General features: G+C 44.9%; 24 protein-coding genes. 8 read left to right on the top strand and 16 right to left on the bottom strand.

Annotated elements, in window-relative coordinates:
* Positions 1 to 8: 8 nt before the first annotated feature.
* Positions 9 to 1,262, bottom strand: coding sequence for an NADP-dependent isocitrate dehydrogenase (icd, locus tag C3Y98_RS00280; RefSeq protein ID WP_135276141.1), 1,254 nt, complete (start codon positions 1,260 to 1,262; stop codon positions 9 to 11).
* Positions 1,263 to 1,277: 15 nt separating this feature from the next.
* Between icd and C3Y98_RS00275 the strand changes: the two genes are divergently transcribed.
* The 5 genes from C3Y98_RS00275 to C3Y98_RS00255 all read left to right on the top strand — a co-directional run bounded on the left by C3Y98_RS00275 (position 1,278) and on the right by C3Y98_RS00255 (position 5,595).
* The gene (locus C3Y98_RS00275; protein ID WP_135276140.1) at positions 1,278 to 1,832 is read left to right on the top strand and encodes a pseudouridine synthase; all 555 of its coding nucleotides are present in this window, start codon (positions 1,278 to 1,280) and stop codon (positions 1,830 to 1,832) included.
* Positions 1,829 to 2,539 (top strand): type 1 glutamine amidotransferase, encoded by a 711-nt coding sequence (locus tag C3Y98_RS00270; RefSeq protein WP_135276139.1) that lies wholly within the window; start codon positions 1,829 to 1,831, stop codon positions 2,537 to 2,539. Before C3Y98_RS00275 ends, C3Y98_RS00270 begins: the two co-directional genes overlap by 4 nt.
* Before the next feature lie 50 nt (positions 2,540 to 2,589).
* On the top strand, positions 2,590 to 3,678 hold the full coding sequence (gene aroC / locus C3Y98_RS00265) for a chorismate synthase (RefSeq protein WP_135276138.1): 1,089 nt from the start codon (positions 2,590 to 2,592) through the stop codon (positions 3,676 to 3,678).
* 79 nt (positions 3,679 to 3,757) lie between these two features.
* On the top strand, positions 3,758 to 4,930 hold the full coding sequence (locus tag C3Y98_RS00260; protein ID WP_135276137.1) for an MFS transporter: 1,173 nt from the start codon (positions 3,758 to 3,760) through the stop codon (positions 4,928 to 4,930).
* Positions 4,930 to 5,595: a retropepsin-like aspartic protease family protein gene (locus C3Y98_RS00255; protein WP_135276136.1), complete on the top strand. Its 666-nt coding sequence runs from the start codon at positions 4,930 to 4,932 to the stop codon at positions 5,593 to 5,595. Before C3Y98_RS00260 ends, C3Y98_RS00255 begins: the two co-directional genes overlap by 1 nt.
* A gap of 110 nt (positions 5,596 to 5,705) precedes the next feature.
* Here the strand turns inward: C3Y98_RS00255 and folE2 are convergent, their stop codons facing one another.
* The 5 genes from folE2 to C3Y98_RS00230 are packed head-to-tail and all read right to left on the bottom strand — an operon-like array spanning position 5,706 to position 10,353.
* Positions 5,706 to 6,509, bottom strand: coding sequence for a GTP cyclohydrolase FolE2 (folE2, locus tag C3Y98_RS00250; protein ID WP_135276135.1), 804 nt, complete (start codon positions 6,507 to 6,509; stop codon positions 5,706 to 5,708).
* Between the two features lie 42 nt (positions 6,510 to 6,551).
* On the bottom strand, positions 6,552 to 8,405 hold the full coding sequence (gene dxs, locus C3Y98_RS00245) for a 1-deoxy-D-xylulose-5-phosphate synthase (RefSeq protein WP_135276134.1): 1,854 nt from the start codon (positions 8,403 to 8,405) through the stop codon (positions 6,552 to 6,554).
* A 35-nt stretch (positions 8,406 to 8,440) separates the two neighbouring features.
* On the bottom strand, positions 8,441 to 9,352 hold the full coding sequence (locus C3Y98_RS00240; protein WP_135276133.1) for a polyprenyl synthetase family protein: 912 nt from the start codon (positions 9,350 to 9,352) through the stop codon (positions 8,441 to 8,443).
* Positions 9,345 to 9,614 carry an exodeoxyribonuclease VII small subunit gene (locus C3Y98_RS00235; RefSeq protein ID WP_135276240.1) on the bottom strand — a complete coding sequence of 90 codons (270 nt, stop codon included), beginning with the start codon at positions 9,612 to 9,614 and terminating at the stop codon, positions 9,345 to 9,347. Before C3Y98_RS00235 ends, C3Y98_RS00240 begins: the two co-directional genes overlap by 8 nt.
* A gap of 58 nt (positions 9,615 to 9,672) precedes the next feature.
* On the bottom strand, positions 9,673 to 10,353 hold the full coding sequence (locus C3Y98_RS00230; protein WP_135276132.1) for an alpha/beta hydrolase: 681 nt from the start codon (positions 10,351 to 10,353) through the stop codon (positions 9,673 to 9,675).
* Positions 10,354 to 10,458: 105 nt separating this feature from the next.
* Here C3Y98_RS00230 and C3Y98_RS00225 point away from each other — a divergent pair, with 105 nt between their 5' ends.
* Positions 10,459 to 11,241 carry a 3',5'-cyclic-nucleotide phosphodiesterase gene (locus tag C3Y98_RS00225; RefSeq protein WP_135276131.1) on the top strand — a complete coding sequence of 261 codons (783 nt, stop codon included), beginning with the start codon at positions 10,459 to 10,461 and terminating at the stop codon, positions 11,239 to 11,241.
* Positions 11,242 to 11,349: 108 nt separating this feature from the next.
* Positions 11,350 to 12,429, top strand: coding sequence for a cyclic nucleotide-binding domain-containing protein (locus C3Y98_RS00220; RefSeq protein ID WP_135276130.1), 1,080 nt, complete (start codon positions 11,350 to 11,352; stop codon positions 12,427 to 12,429).
* Positions 12,430 to 12,519: 90 nt separating this feature from the next.
* Here C3Y98_RS00220 and C3Y98_RS12855 read toward each other — a convergent pair whose 3' ends face one another.
* The 4 genes from C3Y98_RS12855 to C3Y98_RS00200 all read right to left on the bottom strand — a co-directional run bounded on the left by C3Y98_RS12855 (position 12,520) and on the right by C3Y98_RS00200 (position 15,455).
* Positions 12,520 to 12,870, bottom strand: coding sequence for a pilin (locus C3Y98_RS12855; protein ID WP_135276129.1), 351 nt, complete (start codon positions 12,868 to 12,870; stop codon positions 12,520 to 12,522).
* A gap of 56 nt (positions 12,871 to 12,926) precedes the next feature.
* Positions 12,927 to 13,280 carry a pilin gene (locus tag C3Y98_RS12850; protein WP_135276128.1) on the bottom strand — a complete coding sequence of 118 codons (354 nt, stop codon included), beginning with the start codon at positions 13,278 to 13,280 and terminating at the stop codon, positions 12,927 to 12,929.
* A 360-nt stretch (positions 13,281 to 13,640) separates the two neighbouring features.
* Positions 13,641 to 14,177, bottom strand: coding sequence for an SRPBCC family protein (locus C3Y98_RS00205; protein ID WP_135276127.1), 537 nt, complete (start codon positions 14,175 to 14,177; stop codon positions 13,641 to 13,643).
* A gap of 201 nt (positions 14,178 to 14,378) precedes the next feature.
* A complete protein-coding gene (locus C3Y98_RS00200) occupies positions 14,379 to 15,455 on the bottom strand; it encodes a YncE family protein (RefSeq protein ID WP_135276126.1) in 1,077 nt (358 codons plus the stop codon).
* 34 nt (positions 15,456 to 15,489) lie between these two features.
* On the opposite strand from C3Y98_RS00200, the gene C3Y98_RS00195 reads away from it, so the two are divergent.
* Positions 15,490 to 15,981, top strand: a complete 492-nt coding sequence (locus C3Y98_RS00195) for an RNA pyrophosphohydrolase (RefSeq protein WP_135276125.1) — start codon at positions 15,490 to 15,492, stop codon at positions 15,979 to 15,981.
* Between the two features lie 169 nt (positions 15,982 to 16,150).
* On the opposite strand, the gene asd is transcribed toward C3Y98_RS00195, so the two are convergent.
* The 6 genes from asd to nadC form a co-directional block, all read right to left on the bottom strand.
* Positions 16,151 to 16,993, bottom strand: coding sequence for an archaetidylserine decarboxylase (gene asd / locus C3Y98_RS00190; protein ID WP_135276124.1), 843 nt, complete (start codon positions 16,991 to 16,993; stop codon positions 16,151 to 16,153).
* Between the two features lie 182 nt (positions 16,994 to 17,175).
* Positions 17,176 to 18,192: a ketol-acid reductoisomerase gene (ilvC, locus tag C3Y98_RS00185; RefSeq protein ID WP_135276123.1), complete on the bottom strand. Its 1,017-nt coding sequence runs from the start codon at positions 18,190 to 18,192 to the stop codon at positions 17,176 to 17,178.
* 205 nt (positions 18,193 to 18,397) lie between these two features.
* On the bottom strand, positions 18,398 to 18,889 hold the full coding sequence (ilvN, locus tag C3Y98_RS00180) for an acetolactate synthase small subunit (protein WP_135276122.1): 492 nt from the start codon (positions 18,887 to 18,889) through the stop codon (positions 18,398 to 18,400).
* Positions 18,889 to 20,613, bottom strand: a complete 1,725-nt coding sequence (locus C3Y98_RS00175) for an acetolactate synthase 3 catalytic subunit (RefSeq protein WP_135276121.1) — start codon at positions 20,611 to 20,613, stop codon at positions 18,889 to 18,891. The genes ilvN and C3Y98_RS00175 overlap by 1 nt, the downstream gene beginning before the upstream one ends.
* Positions 20,614 to 20,786: 173 nt before the next feature.
* A complete protein-coding gene (gene tfpB / locus C3Y98_RS00170; RefSeq protein ID WP_135276120.1) occupies positions 20,787 to 22,571 on the bottom strand; it encodes a type IV pilus assembly ATPase TfpB in 1,785 nt (594 codons plus the stop codon).
* 176 nt (positions 22,572 to 22,747) lie between these two features.
* Positions 22,748 to 23,629 carry a carboxylating nicotinate-nucleotide diphosphorylase gene (gene nadC / locus C3Y98_RS00165; RefSeq protein ID WP_135276119.1) on the bottom strand — a complete coding sequence of 294 codons (882 nt, stop codon included), beginning with the start codon at positions 23,627 to 23,629 and terminating at the stop codon, positions 22,748 to 22,750.
* Positions 23,630 to 23,702 lie beyond the last annotated feature (73 nt).

The raw sequence follows: 23,702 nt of genomic DNA, 5'->3' as shown, positions 1-23,702 counted from the left end.
GTTAATTACTACATGTTGGCAATAATTTCGTCACCAAACTCTGCTGTGCCTACTTGTGTTGCGCCTTCCATTTGTGAGGAGAAGTCGCTGGTCACACGTTTGCTAATAATTGCATTAGCTACGCCTTTGAGTACCAGATCCGCAGCTTCTGTCCATCCTAAGTGACGAAGCATCATTTCAGCAGAAAGAATTAATGAGCTTGGGTTCGCGATGTTCTTGCCAGCAATTTTAGGTGCTGTGCCGTGTGTGGCTTCAAACATAGCAACCGTGTCACTTAAGTTTGCCCCTGGAGCAATGCCGATACCACCGACCTGTGCTGCTAGTGCGTCACTGACGTAGTCGCCATTTAAGTTGAGGGTAGCGACCACATCATAATCTTGGGGGTGTAGCAGAATTTCTTGTAAGAATGCATCAGCAATACAGTCTTTGATGATGATGCCATTCGGCAATTTGCACCATGGTCCACCGTCAATCTCAACCGCGCCAAACTCTTGTTTCGCCACTTCATAGCCCCAGTCCCTGAAGCCACCCTCTGTAAACTTCATAATGTTGCCTTTGTGGGCAATCGTCACTGATTTACGGTTGTTATCAATTGCGTATTGAATTGCCTTACGAACTAGGCGTTGGCTGCCGTCAATTGAAACGGGTTTGATGCCAATTGCTGAAGATTCTGGGAAGCGAATTTTCTTACGCATACCCATGTCGCTTAAGAAGTTGATCACTTTTTCTACTTCATCTGTGCCTGCTGCCCACTCAATACCAGCATAGATGTCTTCTGTGTTTTCACGGAAAATCACCATGTCTGTTTTTTCAGGGTACTTCACTGGGCTAGGGACCCCCGTGAAGTATTGCACCGGACGTAAACATACATAAAGGTCTAGTTCTTGACGTAGTGATACGTTCAATGAGCGAATGCCACCACCCACTGGTGTGGTTAAAGGGCCTTTGATTGAGATCACGTAATCGCGTACCGCTTGCATGGTTTCACTTGGCAGCCAAGTGTCTTTGCCTTCTTTGTCTTTACCGTAAACCTTTACTGCTTTTTCGCCGGCAAATACTTCCATCCATGAGATTTTTCTAGCACCGCCGTATGCCTTGTTGACTGCGGTATCTACAACTTTAATCATAGGTGGGGTAATATCAATGCCTATACCATCACCTTCAATAAATGGGATAATGGGGTTGTTGGGTACGTTTAGCGTATTGTCTGCATTAACAGAAATTTTTTCGCCTGTGCTAGGTTTGATAATTTTCGAAGTCATTCACAATTTCCTAAGATGATAATTTTATTTAATAAACCGTTTAACGTCGTGTGCCAATTTAGCCCACATGATTCACCGAACCCTGATAACAGGCACGCCACGTTAAAAGACTTTATTCCTATCCCTGATGTATATGCAGCCGGACGTTTAGATACTGATAGTGAAGGTTTGCTTATTTTAACCGATGATGGGGCATTGCAACATCGTTTAAGTCACCCAAAACATAAAGAAATTAAAACTTACTGGGTGCAGGTTGAAGGGGCGCCATCTGATGAGGATTTGCAGCCATTAAAAGTAGGCGTAGATTTGGGTGATTTTGTAACGCAATCAGCGGAGGTGAGTGTCATCAATGAGCCTGCCGGTTTGTGGCTAAGGAACCCGCCGATCCGTGAGCGCAAGGCCATTCCCACTACTTGGCTACAAATCAAAATCTCTGAAGGAAAAAATCGCCAAGTGCGACGCATGACTGCCAAAGTGGGTTTCCCGACGTTGCGTTTAATCCGCTATGCGATTGGGCGTTACACAATAGATGGTATAGCAAATGGAGAGTACAAGGTGTTGACAGCATGAAGCCCGTAATTATTTTTCGCCACTTTAACAGTGAAGGTCCGGGATATTTTTCTGATTTTTTAGACGCACAAGGTATCCCTTGGGTTTTAGTAAAAATTGACGAGGGTGACGTCGTTCCCAGCTCAATAGCCTCCTATAGCGGTATGGTGCTGATGGGTGGCCCGATGAGTGTGAATGACGACTTGCCTTGGATTCCGCCTGTGCTTGATTTAATTCGGCAGGCTGTGGATGCAGATGTCCCCGTGTTAGGGCACTGTTTGGGCGCGCAGTTAATGAGCAAGGCTTTGGGCGCAGTGGTGACACAAAACGTAATTAAGGAGATTGGTTGGGGAGAGGTCAATATCAGTGTAAATGGCGCTGCCCAACATTGGTTTGGTGAGTTGGAGAGTTTTAATGCTTTTCATTGGCATGGTGAAACCTTTAGTTTGCCCGAGGGAGCGGTGCATCTCTTGGCAAGCAAATATTGCGAAAATCAGGCATATGCAATTGGTCAAAAACATTTGGCTTTACAGTGCCACATAGAGATGACTGAGGCTATGGTGCGTGAGTGGTGTGTGGTTGGTGCGGAAGAAGTCGCGTCTGCACGGCACAGCCCAGCAGTGCAGGATGTAGAAACCATGCAGCAAACATTGCCGTTGCATTGTTTTTTCTTAAACAAAGTGGCAAATCAAGTGTATACACAGTGGATTAAAGGCTTGCTTAATTAACATGTTGCTTGGGTATGTTAAAATCACTTAACTTTAATTGAGGTCGTATCATGTCTGGCAATACACTTGGCAAGCTTTTTACCTTTACATCATTTGGTGAGTCGCACGGCGCTGCGATCGGCGGCATCGTCGATGGTTGCCCACCGGGCTTGGCACTCAGTGCTGAAGACTTGCAAATTGATTTAGACCGCCGTAAACCTGGTACCTCACGCCATGTGACACAGCGCCAAGAGGCGGATATGGTAGAAATACTGTCAGGCGTATTTGAAGGTAAAACGACAGGTGCTCCGATTGGCTTGCTGATTCGCAATACCGATCAGCGTAGCCAGGATTACAGTAAGATTATGGATACATTCCGCCCTGGACATGCGGACTATACCTATACGCAAAAGTACGGGGTACGCGATTATCGTGGAGGTGGCCGCTCCAGTGCGCGTGAAACAGCTGCACGTGTGGCTGCTGGGGCAATTGCAAAAAAATGGCTCAAAGAGCGTTACGGTGTTTCTGTGCGTGGCTATATGAGCCAATTAGGTGAAGTTGATATCCCGTTTGAAAGCTGGGATGTTGTGAATGGCAATCCATTTTTCTCACCAAATGTCAGCATCTTGCCAACACTTGAGGATTACTTAGACAAAATTCGTGCAGAACGCGATTCTGTGGGTGCGCGTATTACCGTAGTGGCAGAACATGTACCAGTCGGTCTGGGTGAGCCCATTTTTGATCGTTTGGATGCTGAAATTGCTTATGCCATGATGAGTATCAATGCGGTAAAAGGAGTGGAAATTGGTGCGGGTTTCTCTAGCGTCGCACAGCGTGGCAGCGTGCATTCTGACGAAATGACACCGCAGGGGTTTGTCACTAACCATGCGGGTGGTATTTTGGGCGGTATTTCTACTGGGCAGGAAATAAGAGTGAATGTGGCATTAAAACCTACCTCTAGTATTCCACAAGAGCGACGCTCTATCGATAAGAACGGCAACGCAGTGACAATGCAGACCACTGGGCGCCATGACCCCTGTGTTGGTGTGCGTGCGACACCGATTGTTGAAGCGATGCTGGCGATGGTGTTGATGGATCACGCTTTACGGCATCGCGCTCAAAATGCTGATGTGCAGTGTGCAACACCTAAAATTATATAAATTAGATTAAAACTACTCACAATTCAACATTAAATAATAAGTCGGCATGTGCCGACTTTTTTATCGGTATGATATCGATATGCATACAGACTTACATTATCGACTCTCTCGGTTTTATTTTATCTATTACTTCTTCGTGGGTGCGTTTGTGCCTTATTGGGGGTTGTATTTAAAGTCTGAGCAATTTTCTGCGGCAGATATCGGGGTGCTGATGTCGCTGTTTCAGATTAGCCGTATCTTTGCACCCAACTTTTGGGGTTGGTTAGCTGACCATACTGGAAAGCGAGCGCCCTGGATCAGACTCACCGCTTTTTTAGGTTTGTGTGGGTTTGTTGCGGTATTTTGGGCACATGGTTTTTTCTGGATGTTTTTTGTGATGGCGGCGCTGAGTTTGTTCACTAGTTCAACCTTGCCTTTGGCAGAGTCGCTCACATTGGCGCATCTTGCCACAACTAATGGGCATTACAGCCGTATCCGGATGTGGGGTTCATCTGGATTCATTGTGGCTGCGGTCGTGCTGGGTTTTTTGATCGATTGGTCAGGCATTGCAAGTTTGCTGTGGTTTTTACTTGCGGTACAAATTACATTGTTCGTACTTACTTTCTCGTTGCCAGAGCCTAAGCTCGCCGCACATCCACATGACCACTTTTCTATTTGGCAGGTAGTGCGTCAACCTAATGTTATTGCTTTGTTGGTGGGATGCTCGTTAATGGTAACTGCACATGGTGTACTTTATAATTTTTACTCAATTTATTTGAGTGAGCATGGTTATAGTAAAGGCATGATAGGCTTGTTATGGGCGGTAGGTGTGATCTGTGAGATTGTTATCTTCATGCTGATGCCTAAAATTTTGGCTAGATTTACGCTAAAAACCATTTTACTTGTGAGTTTGGTGTTGGCGGTCATACGTTTTAGCTTGATTGGTGTGGCTGTTGATCATGTATGGATGTTAATTTTTGCCCAAACTTTGCACGCAGCCACGTTCGGCAGCTTTCATGCGGCCTCTGTTGAGGTTATTACACAGTTTTTTAATGGCAGGCACCAAGCAAAGGGTCAGGCAATATATAACAGCGTGGCGTATGGTGTAGGCGGTACTGTGGGCGGAGTTGCTGGTGGCTATGCGCTACAGTATCTAGGTGGTCAGCACACATTTATGCTGGCGGCTATTTTTCCGCTATTGGGCTTGGTTGTGGTGGCACTCGGACTACACCTGAGCCAGCAATCTATCACTCAACATGGGATGTTTAAATAATGGTGCTGGTAAAGTTACGTCTTAGTTTGCTGATTTTTCTGTCAGTATCAGCATCACTGCTATCACATACTGCGAGTGCAAATACACGCGTGAATATTGTAGGACTGTTTAGTAACAAAGCGGTGATGATCATTAATGATGGTAAACCAAAAACATTGAGCGTTGGCCAGTCGGTGGATGGCGTCAAACTAATTGCTGCAGATAGCAGTTCGGCTACGCTATTGATTGAAGGGAAAACAACACTGTTGGGTATGGGGCAGGCGGCCTCTGTTGGTGAGGCGTCAGCAAACAATAATCCCAGTGTTACATTGTATGCAAGTGCGGGTGGACATTTTGTTTCTGAGTGCAAGATTAATGGTGCAGCCTTGAAATTTTTAATTGATACAGGAGCGACTACTGTTGCACTTAATAGCGGCGATGCTAAGTTTGCTAAGATTGATTATAAGAAAGGTGAGCCGGTATTAGTGTCGACGGCAAATGGGGTGGTTACTGCGTATCGCGTCACTATTGCAAACTTGAAAATTGGTGGTATTACGCTAAGTCAGGTTGAGGGTAGCGTCCTGGAGGGTGGCTTTCCTTCGGTTGTGCTCATGGGGATGAGTGCTCTGAACCGTATGGAAGTGAAGCATCAGGGTAGCACCATGACGCTGACTAAAAAATATTAAACGCACAATGCGATATATTTTAATGTACTAGGTTGCTGCCAGTCTGCATTACTTATTGAGTGCTGGGATATAAAAAAAGCCACTTGATTAAGTGGCTTTTTTATTGTGAGCTAAACGCGTTTGTCTTTTTCGATTAAGGCGTACGCTGAATGGTTGTGGATAGATTCGAAATTCTCTGATTCTACCGTGTACGCTACAATGCGTTTTTCTGCGTTGAGCTGTGCAGCAACATCACGCACCATGTCTTCAACAAATTTCGGATTGTCGTAAGCACGCTCAGTGACAAACTTTTCATCTGGGCGTTTGAGTAGGCCGTAAAGCTCGCATGAAGCTTGTTTTTCTACCAAGTTGATAATGTCTTCTATCCAGATGAAGTCGTTGATCAAGGCGGTAACCGTTACATGTGAACGCTGGTTGTGCGCGCCGTAATTAGAGATTTTTTTACTGCATGGGCATAGACTGGTTACAGGTACCAGCACTTTGACTGTGATCTCAAAGTTATCTTGATGGATTTCACCAATAAAAGTGACTTCATAGTCTAATAGGCTTTTAACGCCAGAAATAGGCGCTGCTTTGTTCACGAAGTATGGGAACGTCATCTCAATGTGACCTGACTCCGCTTCAAGACGTTTTACCATTTCACGTAAAATGGTTTCAAAAGACTCTACTGAAATGGCGTGCTCATTCATGTTGAGGATTTCAACAAAACGAGACATGTGAGTACCCTTGAATTGCTGAGGTAGATGCACGTACATGTTAAACATGGCAACGGTATGTTGCTCCCCGCCAGTTTTGTCTTTTACAACAACTGGGTGGCGGATGGCCTTGATGCCAACCTTATCAATAGCTAGGTGGCGTGTATCAACAGTATTTTGTACATCTTCAATCGGGTTTTTATGCGTAGTCTGATCCATGTATATTTTCTTAAATTTTACAAATATTAGTTGAGTATAACACTAGGTTATTAGCTTCGCAATTGCAGAAGTGATTCCCTTAGCATCTAGACCGCAGTCTGCCAGCATAGTTTCATGCACGCCATGCTCAATAAATTGGTCTGGCAAGCCTAAGCTTAGTGTTTTAATTGGGTGTGGTAAGTTTAACTGTATGGGTTGTAATGACTCCATCACGGCAGAGCCTGCGCCACCCATCACGCAGTTTTCTTCTACTGTGATAATTGTCGTGTGTGTCTTTGCAATCTCTGCAATAAGCGCATGGTCTATAGGCTTAACAAAACGCATATTCGCTACTGTGGCATTAAGCGCTTCAGCGGCCTCCAGTGCAGGCGCTAGCATAGAGCCAAACGCTAAAATGGCGACCTTTTCCCCTTGGCGTTCAATGCTGCCTTTGCCAATTTCAATCGGCTCAAGTGCTGTGCTGACTAATGCCCCTGTGCCACTACCTCTAGGGTAACGTACAGCGGCTACACCATTGTAGAGGAAGCCAGTGGTTAGCATTTGGCGACACTCATTTTCATCGCTAGGTGCCATGATGACGATATTTGGAATGCAGCGCATAAAGGTTAAGTCAAAGCTACCGGCGTGTGTCGGGCCATCTGCTCCCACCAGTCCTGCGCGGTCTATTGCCAATAGCACTGGCAGGTTTTGCAATGCAATATCGTGAATCAGTTGGTCGTAAGCACGCTGTAAAAATGTGCTGTAAATGGCAACTACCGGTTTTAATCCATCACAGGCCATCCCGGCTGCAAATGTCAGCGCGTGTTGCTCTGCAATGCCTACATCGTAATAGCGCTCCGGATATTTGCTGGCAAACGCGTTCAAGCCTGAGCCGTCGCACATGGCAGGGGTGATGCCAATCAGTCTGTGGTCAGATGCGGCCATATCAACAAGCCAGTCACTAAAAACCTCAGTATATGACTTAGCTGCTTTGGCGCTGATGGCATTGCCGTTAAACGGGTCAAACTTCCCAACGCCATGAAACTTATTCGGGTTTGCTTCCGCAGGTTCAAAGCCTTTGCCCTTTTGTGTCACGATATGTAAAAACTGTGGCCCATTTAACTGTTTAATATTATGCAGCGTATCAATCAATGCATCTAAATCATGGCCATCAATCGGCCCGATATAGTTGAAACCAAACTCTTCAAACAAAGTACCAGGGGTCACCATGCCTTTGACATGCTCTTCAGCACGTTTTGCAAATTCCATCATCGGCGGTAATGCGGATAATACTTTTTTGCCAGACTTTCTAACGGTGCCATAAAAGCGGCTGGAGAGTAGTTTAGCTAAATAATTGTTCAGTGCACCTACATTGTTAGAAATGCTCATGTCGTTGTCGTTAAGCACAACCAGTAAGTTTGCATCCATATTGCCTGCATTATTAAGCGCTTCAAATGCCATGCCAGCGGTCATAGCACCGTCACCGATAATCGCGACTGAGCGTCGCTCGCTACCTGCCAGCTGAGCAGCTACTGCCATGCCTAATGCTGCAGAAATTGAGGTGCTGGAGTGCCCTGTGCCGAAGGTGTCATACATACTTTCATTGCGTCTGGGAAAGCCCGCGATGCCTTGTGGCTTACGTAAATTCTGCATGGCCTCACGGCGACCGGTGAGAATTTTATGTGGGTAGGTTTGGTGTCCAACATCCCATACTAATTTGTCGTCTGGGGTGTTAAATACGTAGTGCAATGCGATAGTTAACTCAACTACACCCAGGTTGGAGGCCAAATGTCCGCCGGTTTTGGCTATACTATCTACCAAAAATAAGCGCAGTTCTTGTGCAAGCTGCGCTAATTCCCTACGCTCAAGTAGTCGTAGTTGTTCTGGGTCGTTAATGGTATTTAATAATGGAGTCACGAGTGGTGTGTTATTACTTTAAGTGGCGGTTGAGGTTAAAAGCTGCGCTGTAAAATAAAGCCAGCCAACTCGCGCAGGCGTTTTGCATCTTCGCCAAAGGGTATTAAGGCGCTGATGGCGGTTTCGTATAGTTGATCCGCTAACTGCTTGGCGTGATCTAAGCCCAAGATAGTCACATACGTAGGTTTGCTGCTGTCTGCATCTTTACCAGCAGTTTTCCCTAATGTGCTAGTGTCTGCTTCAACATCGAGGATGTCATCAACAACTTGAAATGCGAGGCCAATATGCTCAGCATATACGATGACGGCAGACATTTTTTCAGCAGTGCCGCTTGATGCGCCCAATAGTGCTGCAGCCTGAATCAACGCACCAGTTTTTAGCTTGTGCATCGTTTCTAGCTCACTTTGGGTGAGTGCCTTGCCAATGGAGGCGAGATCAATTGCCTGCCCGCCCGCCATGCCTAAAGAGCCGGATGCTTTTGCCAAAATGTTAAGCATGGATATTTGTTGATTAGCATTTTCGCAAAGCGTTGGGGTGGAAAGTAGGTCAAACGCTAAGCTTTGCAGGGCGTCGCCTACCAGTAATGCCGTAGCATCGTCGTACTGTTTATGACAGCTCGGTTTCCCGCGGCGTAAGTCATCATTATCCATGCAGGGCATATCGTCATGTACTAAAGAGTATGCATGAATCATTTCTACGGCACACGCTGCGGCATCGGTTATCGTGGTGTTTGTCGCGCACAGCTCTGCTGCTGCGTAGCAAAGCAAGGCTCTCACACGCTTACCGCCACCTAGCAAGCTATAGCGCATAGCTTCATGCAGTATTGCTGGCGCAGTTGTTTGGGAAGGCAGTGCTTCGTCTAGCACTATTTCAATATGGTCTTGCTTTTCTTTTGCCCATATTGAAAAATCAGTCGCAACGCTGTCTGTCATTTTGGTGTTAGTCATTGGTGTTGAAAGGGGCTAGCTGTTGGCGCTCATTGAGTACTTTGACTTGCTGTTCAACATCAGCCAGTGATTGTTGGCAGAACCCGAGTAATAAGTTGCCACGTTTATATGCTTCTAGTGAGGCCTCTAGTGGCATTTGCCCAGATTCCATTTGTGCAACGATGCCTTCTAGCTCGGCGAACGCTTGTTCGAAGCTGAGTGTTGGCTCCAGTGTGTCTTTGTCACCAGTTTTCGTGCTGGTTTTTGCTTTAGATGCAGGCATCGTGTCCCAAGGGCTAAGTTTAATCAATACGCTATTCTATCAAATCTTAAGGCAAATCTCAGGACAAAACTTGTGTTAGGAAGCTTTCAATATCGATAATTTCTTGTTCACATAGCGAGTGTGCCATGTTGTATTGGTGCCAACTGACGGAATATTGACAGCTTTGTAGTAAATTGCGAGATTTTTCAGCCATGCTCAATGGGATAATGTCATCAAACGTACCGTGTGCCATGAAAATTGGCGTATTCATATTGGCTGCATGCGCTTCTTTGCTTAGTGACGAATGGAGTGGTACATAGGTAGATAGCGCCAGTACTCCGGCTAGCCTCTGCGGGTAACGTAATGCAGTATGTAAGGCGATTGCTCCACCTTGTGAGAAACCTGCGAGCAGAATTCTTTCAGCGTTGATTCCTCTTGAAATTTCATTGTTAATCAATGAGTTGATGTAGCGTTCGCTGACCTTGATGCCTGTTTCATCTTCTTGCACAATTGGAATGTTGCCATATATGTCATACCAAGCGGGCATGATGTAACCGTTATTTCTGGTGACAGCCATATCTGGTGCATGTGGTAGTATAAATCGCACATGGTTGAATGCAGGGTTCTCTAAAAGACGCTGCACAATCGGCTCGAAATCATATCCGTCAGCACCAAGGCCATGCAACCAGATGACGCTGGCACTGATTTTGCTGGGATTTGATGTGTGTAGGCTTAGGTCTAGCGGTAGTTGATAAGTCATAATCGTTATAGCAGTGTTCTGATAATCGTAACATTGTACTCAAAACTGCCTGCACATGACCGTATATAAATTGAGCAGATAATATTAATTAAGGTAATGTCCAAAATGACGCAACTTAAAGTACTTGGTTGTAGTGGTGGTATCGGTGGAGCTTACCGCACGACATCGCTATTGTTAGATCAGGACATCTTGATTGATGCTGGCTCTGGTGTTGGTGATTTGTCGATGGATGAATTGCTCAACATTAGTCACATATTTGTGACCCATTCACATTTAGATCACATTGCCTTTATACCGCTCTTATTGGACACCGTGATGGGGATTCGCAGCGAACCCGTTACGTTATATGCGACACAAGAAACGCTGGCAATTTTAAAGGCACATATTTTTAATTGGGAAATATGGCCAGACTTTAATCAGATTCCAAATAACGACACGCCTTTTTTGCGATATCAGGAAATCAAGCTTGGACAACCGGTGGCATTAGGGGAGCGTACTATCACTGCGCTACCTGTGCATCATGTAGTGCCCGCTGTCGGTTATCACATTAAAGGTGCAAAGCACAGTTTGGTTTATACTGGCGATACAACCATCTGTGATGCACTATGGCATGAGGTGAATAAGATCAATCACCTTAAATACTTGATTGTTGAAACGGCTTTTAGCAATAGCGAGCTTGAATTGGCAATCTTGTCCAAGCACCTGTGCCCATCAATGCTTTTGCAAGAGCTGGGAAAATTGAGTGCAACGCACCTTGCAGGCGTGCTTGAAGTGTATATTACGCATTTGAAACCAGGCGAGGATGCACATATTATGCGTGAAATTACAGAAGGTAATCCTAGATTACCCATTGCGGCACTAAACCGACATCAGGTTTTTGAGCTGTAATTTGCTTAAATAGCACTCACATCGCTATAAGATTAAGCATTAAAGATACCCATCAGTGGGGCAATATTATGTTACACAACCCTAATTATTTTAGATACTTACGCTCACATGACTACTGCTGTACTTGCGTTATTAAACACTTTTGAACCCCTTGCTAAGTTATCCGCTGGCCGTAAGCGCGAGCTTGCAGGTTTATGCTTTGTCGAGAAGGTAAGTCAGGGAATTAATCCATTGCGCATGAATATTTCTAATGCAAAACAGGCAGTTTATCTCATTAAAGGTGAGCTAGAGCTAAGGTTTCTCAATGATGAGAAGGTGATATTGCGAGGCGATGATACTGCAGCAAGGCATCCCATTCCTTGCGATCAGAACTTGGTTGATAGCATTGCGCGTACTGATATAGAGATTTTGCGTATAGATAATGACCTGTTAGATATCATGATGACATGGGACCAACTATCTACCGGAGATGATGTGCTTAAAAGTGTGCACAACACCGATGGTGGAAAATCTAACAGAACCCCTGTTGAATGGATGCGTGACACAAGTGTGTTTAGCGTGGCCAAATTACAGTCTGGTGTTTTTAGTAAAGTGCCTGTGGCTAATATTGAGGCAATGTTTGAGCGTATGGAGCGTATTAGTACGGTTGCTGGGCAAGTCATTATTCAGCAAGGCGCAGTGGGAGATTACTATTATCTAGTGGAGAGAGGCTCTTTACTGGTTAGCCGGGCTGACGGCGTTAATGCAGCGCCTATGGTGGTTGCTGAGTTGAATGAAGGGGACGCGTTTGGAGAAGAGGCGCTAGTTTCAGACAACAAGCGCAATGCTACAGTAACAATGAAAACGGATGGGCAGTTATTACGTTTGAATAAACGCGATTTTATTGAGCTGCTGAAAGAGCCTATGCTTGTAAATGTAAGTAGAGAGGTTGCTGAAGCTATGGTTGCTGATGGTGCAATATGGATCGATGTGCGTTTGTCTTCAGAGTATCAATATGAGCATATTAAAGGAGCCATTAATTTGCCTTTAAATGAGGTTAGGCAGCGGGTGTCTGGACTAGATATGAATTCGACTTATATCGTGTATTGTCAAACTGGGCGTCGTAGTTCTGCTGCGGCATTTGTTCTGGCGCAATATGGCTTAAATGTATTGGTGCTGGCGGGTGGTACAAGGCAACAAGCGAGTTAACTATTTGAGATTTTATTAAAATTAAAAAGCCCTTCAATTGAAGGGCTTTTTAATCTAATTACGCATTTACATTAAACGTGGCTAATCAAATTAAGTACCAGTGTATACGCATGCGCCTGTTGTGTAAGGGCAGCTAACGCCTTTAGTCCCCGGAGTTTTTGCTGTGCCTGTAAGTGAGCCAGTATCTGCAGGAACAGTTCCAGTTGGAAGCGTCATAGTGCAAGCTGTTGGAGTGCCAGTTGGCAGTAGGTTTGCATCATTATTTGCGATTGCTGCAACGATGCCACGTGCGAAACCTGTTGCTTCAGCAAGACAGGCTGCTTCGGCGGACTTCTTTGTATAGGCCTTATATTGCGGCAGAGCAACTGCAGCCAAAATACCGATAATCGCAACAACAATCATCAGCTCAATTAAGGTAAAGCCTTTTTGTATTTTTTTCATTTTCGTTTCCTTTGATAATCAATTTATAGGGTTTGAGACTCGCTGACCTATGAATATTAACTGCCAGTGTACACGCATGCGCCTGTTGTGTAAGGGCAGCTAACACCTTTAGTGCCAGGTGTATTAGATGTCCCTGTAAGTGAACCAGTGTCTGCAGGAACAGTTCCTGTTGGAAGCGTCATAGATGTACAAGCTGTTGGAGTGCCTGTAGGTAATAAGTTTGCATCATTGTTTGCGATAGCAGCAACGATGCCACGTGCGAAACCTGTAGCTTCAGCAAGACAGGCAGCTTCGGCAGATTTTTTTGTATAGGCCTTATATTGTGGCAGAGCAACTGCAGCCAAAATACCGATAATCGCAACAACAATCATCAACTCAATTAATGTAAAACCCTTTTGTACTTGTTTCATTTTAGTTATCCTTTGCTTATAAATTTGTAGTGTTTTCACACCAAGGTTATATTTAGTGCTTGAAATTATTTAAGCAATAGATGTGCCAGTGCGTCGGTTGGAGTGATGTATTTAAATTAGATGCATTATGTTTTGCATGTCAATAATGTAATTAATTATATATATTAAGTAGTTGATGAGCTTTTGGCGTTGAATTGTAGAGTATGTCATGCAGTAAAAAAGCGGAATATAAATTCCGCTTTTTTATTAAACTGACAATTTTTTGTATTTCATACCGCTCAAACTGTCAAAAAAGGTCACGTAACCATTGCATTAGTGACCATTTTGTCGATGCTCCGTTTTGAGAGCCTTCGCGGTCAGTTACTTTGACGATTCAGCAACCTTTTTTAGGTTAGCTAAGCCGGCATCATAAATACCGTTAATTGCATTTAATGCAGTTTCATCATCTTGACCAGCTGGGATAGGTGGGTTTAGTTTGTACAAGCGGTAGAAACGGCCAACCCATTGCACTGTAGATTCGCCTGGGTTTGCGCCTTTTTTAACTACGATGTATGCATTGTAGTCAGTTAAAGGTAAGACGCTGGATACGATTTCATAGCGGATTTTCATGTCCGCTTCATCCGCGCTACGTAGTTTTTCAAGAATAGTACCGCCGTCTTTCAGGGTTAGCGTTCTAAAAGTATCTTCGCCTTTTTTCTCTAATTTAGTATTAGTCACTGCTGGGTGCCACTTTTGCATATTGCCAAAGTCTTTTACTAATGCCCAAACTTTAGCTGGCTCGGCTTTAATAGTCACAGACTTATCAACCTTAAGTGGTGATGGGCCGTGTGCAGATGCTGACATAGAAACTAAGCTTGTAGTTAAGCCAAGTGCGATTAACGCTAGGATTTTTTTCATTCACTTTTCTCCAAAGATCTCACTAATGAGAGGGTCTGTTCAAAACAACAATACATTATAAATTAGAATCTGAATTTATGAGAACCCGAATCTGTAATTGTAAAGTGGTTTGTGCTGTATTCAACGCTGTGGACCCTGCTTGGTTGACAGGTTGTTGCGATTATCTTGGTTGATGAATGCCTAAAATAGTGCTGATTGCATTTATTGCTTTAAAATAAATTGACCGAATGCGCGACTTTTTTCACCGGTGTTGATGGTTGTCAACAGTTGGTTGGTGTTGGTGTCAATCACACTGACGTTGTTGCTCCCCCAGTTGGCAACATAGGTGCGATGGTTGGTATGGTCTATGCTGATGCCTTCTGGTGTGCTACCTACATTGATGGTGGTGATTGTTTTTTTGCTGGCAATATCCAATACTGTGACGCTATCGTCTTGCGTGTTGGTGACGTAGAGCGTTTTTTCATCTGCACTAAATGCTGCGCAGTAGGGGTGATAGCCTACTTTCATGCTTTCTATGTTGTTGGTCTCTGTATTAATTATACTGACGGTATCATCTTGCACGTTGACGCTAGCGAGTAGCTTGCCCGAGGTGCTTAGCGTAATGCCGAACGGGTGTTTTCCCACTTGAATTCGATGTTTTACCCTGAGAGTCTCGGTATCAATCACCGCAACGTCATTACTGTCTCTATTGGTGATGTAGAGGGTTTGATTGTCTGGACTGATTGCCAAGCCGGCGGGTGCTTCACCTATGCTTAACTCTCGCACTGTTTTGGTAGCATCTGTACTAATCGCTAATACACGATTGTTGAACCAGTCTGCGGCATAGAGTGTTTTCTCATTAGGTGATATTGCTAAGCCAACTGGTGCCCCGTTGACTTTAATGGTATCAATTACACTGTTGTTTCTGGTGTTAATGACTGAAATGTCTTGGCTCTCAACATTGGAAATGTAAGCGCGCTTTAATTGCGACGCTACCGCAACACCTACCGGTGCTTTGCCAACATGAATTGTGTCAGTGACTTGATTGCTTCGCGTGTTAATGACGGACACAGTGTTAGCACCCTGATTGGTAATGTAGGCGTAATGTTGGCTAGCGCTTACATTGGAGTTCACATCCGTTGAGCAAGATAGTGTGCTGAGTATTAAGCTGCTAAGTGTGATTAATGAGCTGATTCTGGTGAAATTGCGTTTTTTTGTTTTCATTGCTTTTAATATTAATTGGCTATCAGGCAAATGGTTGCTTTCAATAATGCTGGAAATATGAAAAAATTGCATCATATTTTATAACAGTATTATTTAGGCAGTTTATGCTATGTTAGATCGTGACGGGTTTCGCCCGAATGTCGGCATTATTTTATGCAATGCCAACAATCAGGTATTTTGGGGTAAGCGTATCCGTGAGCATGCTTGGCAGTTTCCGCAAGGGGGTATCAACTTTGGCGAGAGTCCTGAGCAGGCGATGTATCGCGAGCTGATGGAAGAGGTGGGCTTAAAACCTGAGCATGTTAAGATTTTAGGCCGGACCAAAGATTGGCTGCGTTATGAAGTCCCAACCAGTTGGGTTAAACGTGAGTGGCGTGGTAGCTATCGTGGACAAAAGCAAATTTGGTATTTGCTGCGATTAATGGGGCGTGACAGTGATGTTTCGCTGAGAGCGACCAGCCATCCAGAGTTTGACGCTTGGCGCTGGAATGACTATTGGGTACCCCTTGAAGACGTGATTGAGTTCAAGCGTGCGGTATATGAGGCAGCGCTGAACGAGCTCGCCCCAAATTTGTATCACAAGGGTACACATAATAAGTAACAGATGTTGCGCGTAGGATGTATCTCGCAACTAACCTCTGTGTGAAGATTCTTTAGTAATTTATGGGTACGATAAGATGCATTATTTCGCTGCTTATACTTCCTGCAATAAAAAGAAAGCCTCGTTAGAGGCTTTCTTTTTATTGGGCTTGTAGAGTCCGGCCTATGCTTTAATTTCCCATGTGTTCGCCAAGCTTGATTGCTCGCGCTGGCTTCCATGCCGAGTTGAATGTAAAGCTGTCTTTTTGAAATAGCATCACGACAGTGGAGCCTAATAAGAATCGCCCCATTTCTTCACCTTGTTTGAGGCGGATGTTTTTGTCGGCGTAAGACCAGGTTTTAACTGCGGCCAAACGTGGTGGGTTGATGATGCTGTCAGTTGCATCGTGCCAGACCGTTGCCATGCTGCCAACAATGGTTGCGCCCACTAATACCATGACAAAATTCCCATGTTGTTCCGATGTGAACTCACAGACCACGCGTTCATTTCTTGCAAATAAGCCGGGCACGCCTTGTGCAGTTATCGGGTTAACCGAGAATAAGTCACCAGGTACATAAGTCATTTTTAGCAGGCGGCCATCACATGGCATATGGATGCGGTGATAGTCCTTAGGGCTGAGATAAAGGCACGCAAATAAGCCGTTTTCGTATTGTTTTGCCGTGCCAGCATCGCCACCTACTAACGCGGTGGTAGTGTAGTGATGGCCTTTGGCTTGAAAAATCTGGTCCTGTTCAATGTGACCAAATTGACTAATTGCGCCATCCACAGGGCATATGAACTTTGCGTCAGCAAGTGGTCTGGCATTTGGCGCTAACGGGCGCGTGAAGAACGCATTAAAACTTTGGTATGACGTGATGTCTGGGTTAGCTGCCTCACTCATGTTGACGTTGTAGCGCTTGATAAACCAGCGAATCACGGCAGTCGTGGTCTTGCCGCCCTTTAAGTGGGCTAGTTTTCCGGCAATCGCAGTAATCGCTTGCTTGGGTAATAAATATTGTCTGAGTACTGTCATGTTGGTTTGCACGATAATTCCAATGGTCGTTATTTCTATTTTGAACTCAATAATATTATGCACAATTTTGAGGTGTGCGTAAGACAGTGATATAAGGCCTGTGCGTCTCTAATAAAAAAGGGCAAATCGTTAAACGTTTTGCCCTTTTGACTTAATCTAATTTAAGTGAATTTAAATTAGACTTAGTTTTTAGATTGGTCAACCAATTTGTTTTTAGCAATCCAAGGCATCATTGCGCGCAATTGACCGCCAACTTGCTCGATTGGGTGAGCTGCGTTTAGGCGACGACGTGCAGTCATTTCTGGGTAGTTAGTGCGACCTTCCAAGATGAAGCGTTTTGCGTATTCACCGTTTTGGATGTTAGCTAAACATTCTTGCATCGCGTAACGTGACTCATCGTTAATCACTTTAGGACCAGTTACGTATTCGCCGTACTCAGCATTGTTTGAGATTGAGTAGTTCATGTTCGCGATACCGCCTTCGTACATCAAGTCTACAATCAACTTCAACTCGTGCAAGCACTCAAAGTAAGCCATTTCAGGTGCGTAACCAGCTTCTACCAATGTTTCGAAGCCAGCTTTAACTAATTCAACCGCGCCGCCACATAATACAGCTTGTTCGCCGAACAAGTCAGTTTCTGTTTCTTCACGGAAGTCAGTCTCAATCACGCCGCCTTTAGTGCCGCCGTTTGCAGCTGCGTATGAAAGTGCGATGTCTTTTGCTTTACCTGATTTGTCTTGGTAAACAGCGATCAATGAAGGTACGCCGCCGCCCTTTAGGTACTCTGAACGCACTGTGTGGCCTGGGCCTTTTGGAGCGATCATGATCACGTCCAAGTCAGCACGTGGTGTGATTTGGTTGTAGTGAATGTTGAAGCCGTGTGCGAAAGCCAAGGCAGCACCTTGTTTCAGGTTGGCAGCAACTTCAGCATGGAAAATTTCTGGCATAGTTTCGTCAGGCAACAAAAGCATTACAACGTCAGCTTGTTTAGTTGCTTCTGCGATTTCTAATACGTTGTGACCAGCTGCCACAGCTTTAGCCCATGAGCTACCGCCTTTACGTAAACCGATAGTCACATCAGCACCGCTGTCTTTAAGGTTAGCTGCGTGTGCGTGGCCTTGTGAACCGTAACCTACGATAGTTACTTTTTTACCTTTGATCAGGCCAAGGTCAGCGTCTTTGTCGTAATAAACTTTCATTTCTTTTCCTCTAAAAATATTGGCTACAGAGAACGCTATGTTCACAGAGAAACTTCATCTGGGATACTTTCGTCACCACTGCTGCTTTGAAACTACAAACTACATTGTTAAGAAAACTACAATCCAATTATCAAAAACATACAATTTAAAAATCAATTGCTCCCCAGTGCTAACCGCGCTGGGTATGTTTATAAGTAATGCTAATTTAAACCTTTAAGATTCTATCGCCGCGCCCAATACCAGATGCGCCTGTGCGCACTGTTTCTAGGATTGCAGCGCCGTCCAAACCTTCAATAAACGCATCTAGCTTATGGCCAGAACCAGTTAGCTCAATCGTAAATGTGCCATCTGCTACGTCAATAATGCGACCACGGAAAATGTCGCACATGCGCTTCATTTCCTCACGGAACGTGCCGGTTGCTTTTACTTTAACCAGCATCAGCTCACGTTCAATAAATTTACCATCGTTCAAATCTAGGACTTTAACTACATCCACTAGCTTGTTAAGCTGTTTGATGATTTGTTCAATCACATCGTCGGAACCAGAGGTGACAATTGTCATGCGTGATAATGTTGGGTCTTCAGTCGGAGCTACAGTTAAAGACTCGATGTTGTAGCCACGTGCTGAGAATAAGCCAGCGACACGTGATAATGCACCAGCCTCATTTTCCATTAATAGTGAAACAATATGACGCATTATAAATCCTCCGCCAAGATCATTTCAGACAACCCTTTACCGTTAGGAATCATAGGGAATACATTTTCTTTCTGGTCAGTAATGAAGTCCATAAATACAAAGCGTGACTTCATGTCAAACGCTTCTTTTAATGCACCTTCCACGTCTTCTGGTTTGGTGATTTGCATGCCCACATGGCCGTAAGACTCAGCAAGTTTTACAAAGTCAGGCAAGCTGTCCATGTAAGATTCTGAGTAGCGGTTCTCATAAAAGAACTCTTGCCATTGACGCACCATACCCAAGTAGCGGTTGTTGAGAAGAATCACTTTAATTGGCAGGCTGTATTGCTTGCAGGTGGAGAGCTCTTGAATATTCATTTGAATACTACCTTCACCTGTTACACAGGCTACCTGCGCGGTTGGGTCTGCAAATTGGCAGCCCATGGCGTAAGGTAAGCCAACGCCCATGGTGCCCAAGCCGCCTGAGTTGATCCAGCGACGTGGTTTGTCAAATTTATAGTACTGTGCAGCCCACATTTGGTGTTGGCCAACGTCAGATGTGACATAGGCGTCACCTTTAGTGACTTCCCAAAGTTTTTCGATAACGTATTGTGGCTTAATTAGACCGTTGTTGTTGCTGTAGTCCAGGCATAGCTTGCTACGCCAGCTTTCAATCTGCTCCCACCATGCTTTAAGTGCGGGTGATGGTTTTGGCTTCTCAAGCGCAACCAACTCATTCATTTCAGCGAGCACTGATTTCACGTCACCCACGATAGGTACATGTACTTTTACGCGCTTGGAAATAGACGAAGGGTCGATATCTACATGAATAATAGTGCGGTCTTTGCTGTAGAAGTGGTCTGTGTTGCCAATGACACGGTCATCAAAACGCGCGCCTACGGCTAATAGCACGTCACAGTTCTGCATTGCCATATTTGCTTCGTAAGTGCCGTGCATGCCCAGCATGCCTAGGAACTGTTCGTCAGTGCTAGGGTAGCCGCCTAAACCCATCAGGGTGTTAGTGACTGGAACGCCCAGCGCTCTAACCAGTTTCACAAGTGACTCTGAAGCATCACCCAATACTAAGCCGCCACCGGTGTAAACCATTGGGCGTTCAGCTTCGAGCAGTAACTTAACGGCTTTTTTGATTTGGCCGCTATGGCCCTTCGTTACTGGGTTGTATGAGCGCATTTCTACTGATTCTGGATATACGAAATCAGCGAAGTGTGCGGTAATGTCTTTTGGGATATCCACAACAACAGGACCTGGTCGTCCAGTTCTGGCGATATGGAATGCTTTCTTCAAGGTTGTCGCGATGTCTTTTACATCTTTAACCAGGAAGTTATGTTTAACGCATGGGCGAGTCACGCCCACCATGTCGACTTCTTGGAACGCGTCTAGGCCAATGGCTGGTACCGGTACTTGACCGCTAATGACCACTAGCGGAATTGAGTCCATGTAAGCGGTTGCAATGCCGGTAATGGCATTGGTTGCACCTGGACCAGAGGTAACGAGTGCAACACCGACTTCGCCGGTTGCACGTGAGAATGCGTCTGCCGCGTGAACAGCAGCTTGTTCGTGGCGCACAAGAATGTGCTTAAAGTGGCCTTGTTTATAGATTGCATCGTAAATATGCAAAACAGCGCCGCCCGGGTAGCCGAACAAAAACTTTACATTTTCTTGCTCTAGGCAACGGATAACAATTTCTGCGCCTGTGATTTGTTGCGGATGAGTAGTCTCTGCCATAAATCTTTTTGATTTGAATAATTTATTTGTAACCCTACACGATAACGGTTTGAGCGTATTTGGTCAAGGACGAATATGTTAAAGCCTGCATATTTAGTTGACCAAATTGACTAAACGCGTTCAGTTTCAGTTGGTGAGCAGTGCATACAAAAACCATAATAAAAACAAGGCTTTTACTCAAGGTCGAGTGGTGGGGCGACCTTTAACAATTCTTCTATGGTGGTGAGTCCAGCAGCGACTTTCTCGGCACCGTTAATCACCAGTGGTTGCATGCCTTCTTGCTGTGCCATTTTTGTGAGTTTTGCTAAGTTTGTTTCTGGTGTGATTAGTTTTCTTAAGGATGGTGTAATCGTGAGCATTTCATAAATGCCACTACGTCCTCTAAAGCCAGTATTGCGGCACTCCAAACAGCCAACGGGCTTATAAATATGTGCTGGTTTAGCTAGCTTGAATGGACCGACCAGCGCATCCCATTTACTTTGATCAATCGGCTCAGGTGTTTTGCAGCTAGGGCAGAGCGTTCTGACCAATCGTTGGGCCATAATGCCGAGCACGGTGGAGTGGATGAGGTAGGAAGGTACGCCTAAATCTAGCAAGCGAGTGACGGCAGAGGGTGAGTCATTGGTGTGCAAGGTTGAGAGTACTAAGTGGCCAGTTAAGGCGGCTTGAATCGCCATGTCTGCGGTTTCAAGGTCGCGGATCTCGCCCACCATGATAATGTCAGGATCTTGGCGCATCAGTGTGCGTATGCCGTCAGCAAAACCTAAACCAATATTAGTTTGAACCTGCATTTGATTGAACGCTGGCTCTACCATCTCGATTGGTTCTTCAACCGTACATACGTTGACCTCTGATGTGGCAAGCAGTTTTAAGGTTGAGTATAGGGTTGTTGTTTTACCTGAGCCGGTCGGGCCTGTTACCAAAATAATGCCGTTTGGCGCTTTGGTCCAAGCGTTCCATTTGTCAGACTGTGCTTGAGAAAAGCCGAGTGATAGAAAGTCTTTACCTGAGATGTCCGGTGAAAAAATACGCATTACCAATTTTTCGCCAAATGCAGTGGGCATGGTAGAGAGGCGTAGTTCAATTTCTTGCCCTTCAGCCGATAAGGTTTTAATACGGCCATCCTGTGGGCGGCGTTTTTCTACCATGTCCATGCGCCCCAGTAGTTTAATCCTGCTGGTGATGGCATTCATGATATTGGGCGGTAGCTGGTAAACCTGATGTAGCACCCCATCGATTCTAAAGCGCATCATACCCATGTTGCGTCTTGGTTCTAAGTGAATGTCACTGGCACGTTGCTCAAATGCATATTTGAACAGCCAGTCTACGATGTTCACTACGTGTTGTTCGTTGGCGTCCAGATTTTTATCTTTGCCAAGTTCGACTAACTGTTCAAAATTCTGTACTCCAACAATCTGGCCTGCTTTTGCCTGATTAGCTGCTTGCATGGAGTTTGCAAGCTTGTACATTTCTGGCAGGTAACGGCTAACCTCTAGCGGATTGGCAAACACCAGCTTTACCTTCATTTTGAGGACGCGTTCTAAGTCCTCAATCCACTCTGTGCTGAACGGTTCAGTGGTAGCGATAATGGCCAAGCCATCTTTGACGGCAATCGGCATTATTTTTAAACGTTCTGCATAGCCTTTGGAAACAATCTGTGCGGCTGAGCCAAAATCCATCTTGAGTGGATCTATGTGGTAATACTCCAGCCCGGCATGCCCCGCAAGCCATGAAGATAGCCACTCTACGGTGATGGCGTTGTAAGGCGTCTTCAGGTTTTTCCATTTCTGCTCGCCGATGACCACTAGTGGATGCAGGTTAGAGCTATCCAGTTTGCGGTCTTTATATAGTTTCTCTGCCTGCGCTTTATCTAGGGTACCGTCATTGACCAGTATGCGGAGCGTATCTCCAAGCGTGAGGCGGCCTGTGGGCTTAATTGATATTGCAGCTTTGCTCATTTTTTGCCTTTTAAACTAGATGTTATCTATGTAAATTAAATACACTGGATAAACTATTTGTATCACCGCTTTGTATTACCGTTTTATATCTAAAGTATGGACTTATTTTTCTGCTGATGGTGCTTAATTTAACATCTATAGCATCGAATATGGTGAGTAATCACTAGCCTTAATGGTTAGGCATTAGTTGTGAATTGCATAGAAAGATCAATTGCACGAATGTCTTTAGTGATTGCGCCAATTGAGATGCGGTCAACACCAGTTTGTGCAATCTCACGAACATTGTCCAAGGTAATGCCACCTGATGCTTCCAGCACAGCTTTAGGTTTAGCCGTGCTGTTGATTGCTACGGCCTTTAGCAGTAGCTCGGTATCAAAATTATCGAGCAGAATGCTAGTGGCACCTGCGTCCAATGCCTCTTGTAATTGGTCTAGGTTTTCTACTTCAATTTGTATGCTTTTGCCGCTATTCAGTGCAAAGGCCTGTTGCATCACATTACTAATGCTGCCGGCTGCTGCAATGTGGTTTTCTTTAATCAGGATACCGTCGTATAAAGCAAGCCGCTGGTTGTGGCCTCCGCCGATAGTGACCGCATACTTTTGTGCTAGGCGCAGGTTAGGTATTGTCTTGCGTGTGTCTAAAATCTGCGCGGTTGTACCTGCAATCGCATCGACATATTTGCGAGATGCGGTTGCTGTGGAAGAAAGTGTTTGTAGAAAGTTGAGTGCACAGCGCTCAGCGGTTAATAATGAACGCGCCAGACCTTGTATCGTACATAGTGTCTGGTTAGGCTGAGCCTGTTCACCCTCTGTGACTAGCCAATTGATTGTTACGTTAGCATCAACCTGCTTAAAGCATTCATTAAACCAAGCAATACCACAGATCACGGCATGTTCACGTACAATCACTTTTGCATTAGCCGTTTGTGCAGACGGTATCAAGTTTGCAGTCAAATCGCCGCTACCAATGTCTTCGTCTAGCGCATTTTTTACTTGGGTTTGCACCATGCGCTTGAAATCGGTTGACTCATTCGGGTGCTGTTGGTTAATTTGTGTCATAAGTTATCGTAAGAGTGTGCTGTGATTGAATTATAATGTTAACCAAGAATTTACCAACATCAACACTATAGAT

Source organism: Methylotenera oryzisoli (assembly GCF_004661485.1).
GTDB classification, from domain to species: domain Bacteria; phylum Pseudomonadota; class Gammaproteobacteria; order Burkholderiales; family Methylophilaceae; genus Methylotenera; species Methylotenera oryzisoli.
This window is presented reverse-complemented; position numbering and strand designations above follow the sequence as displayed.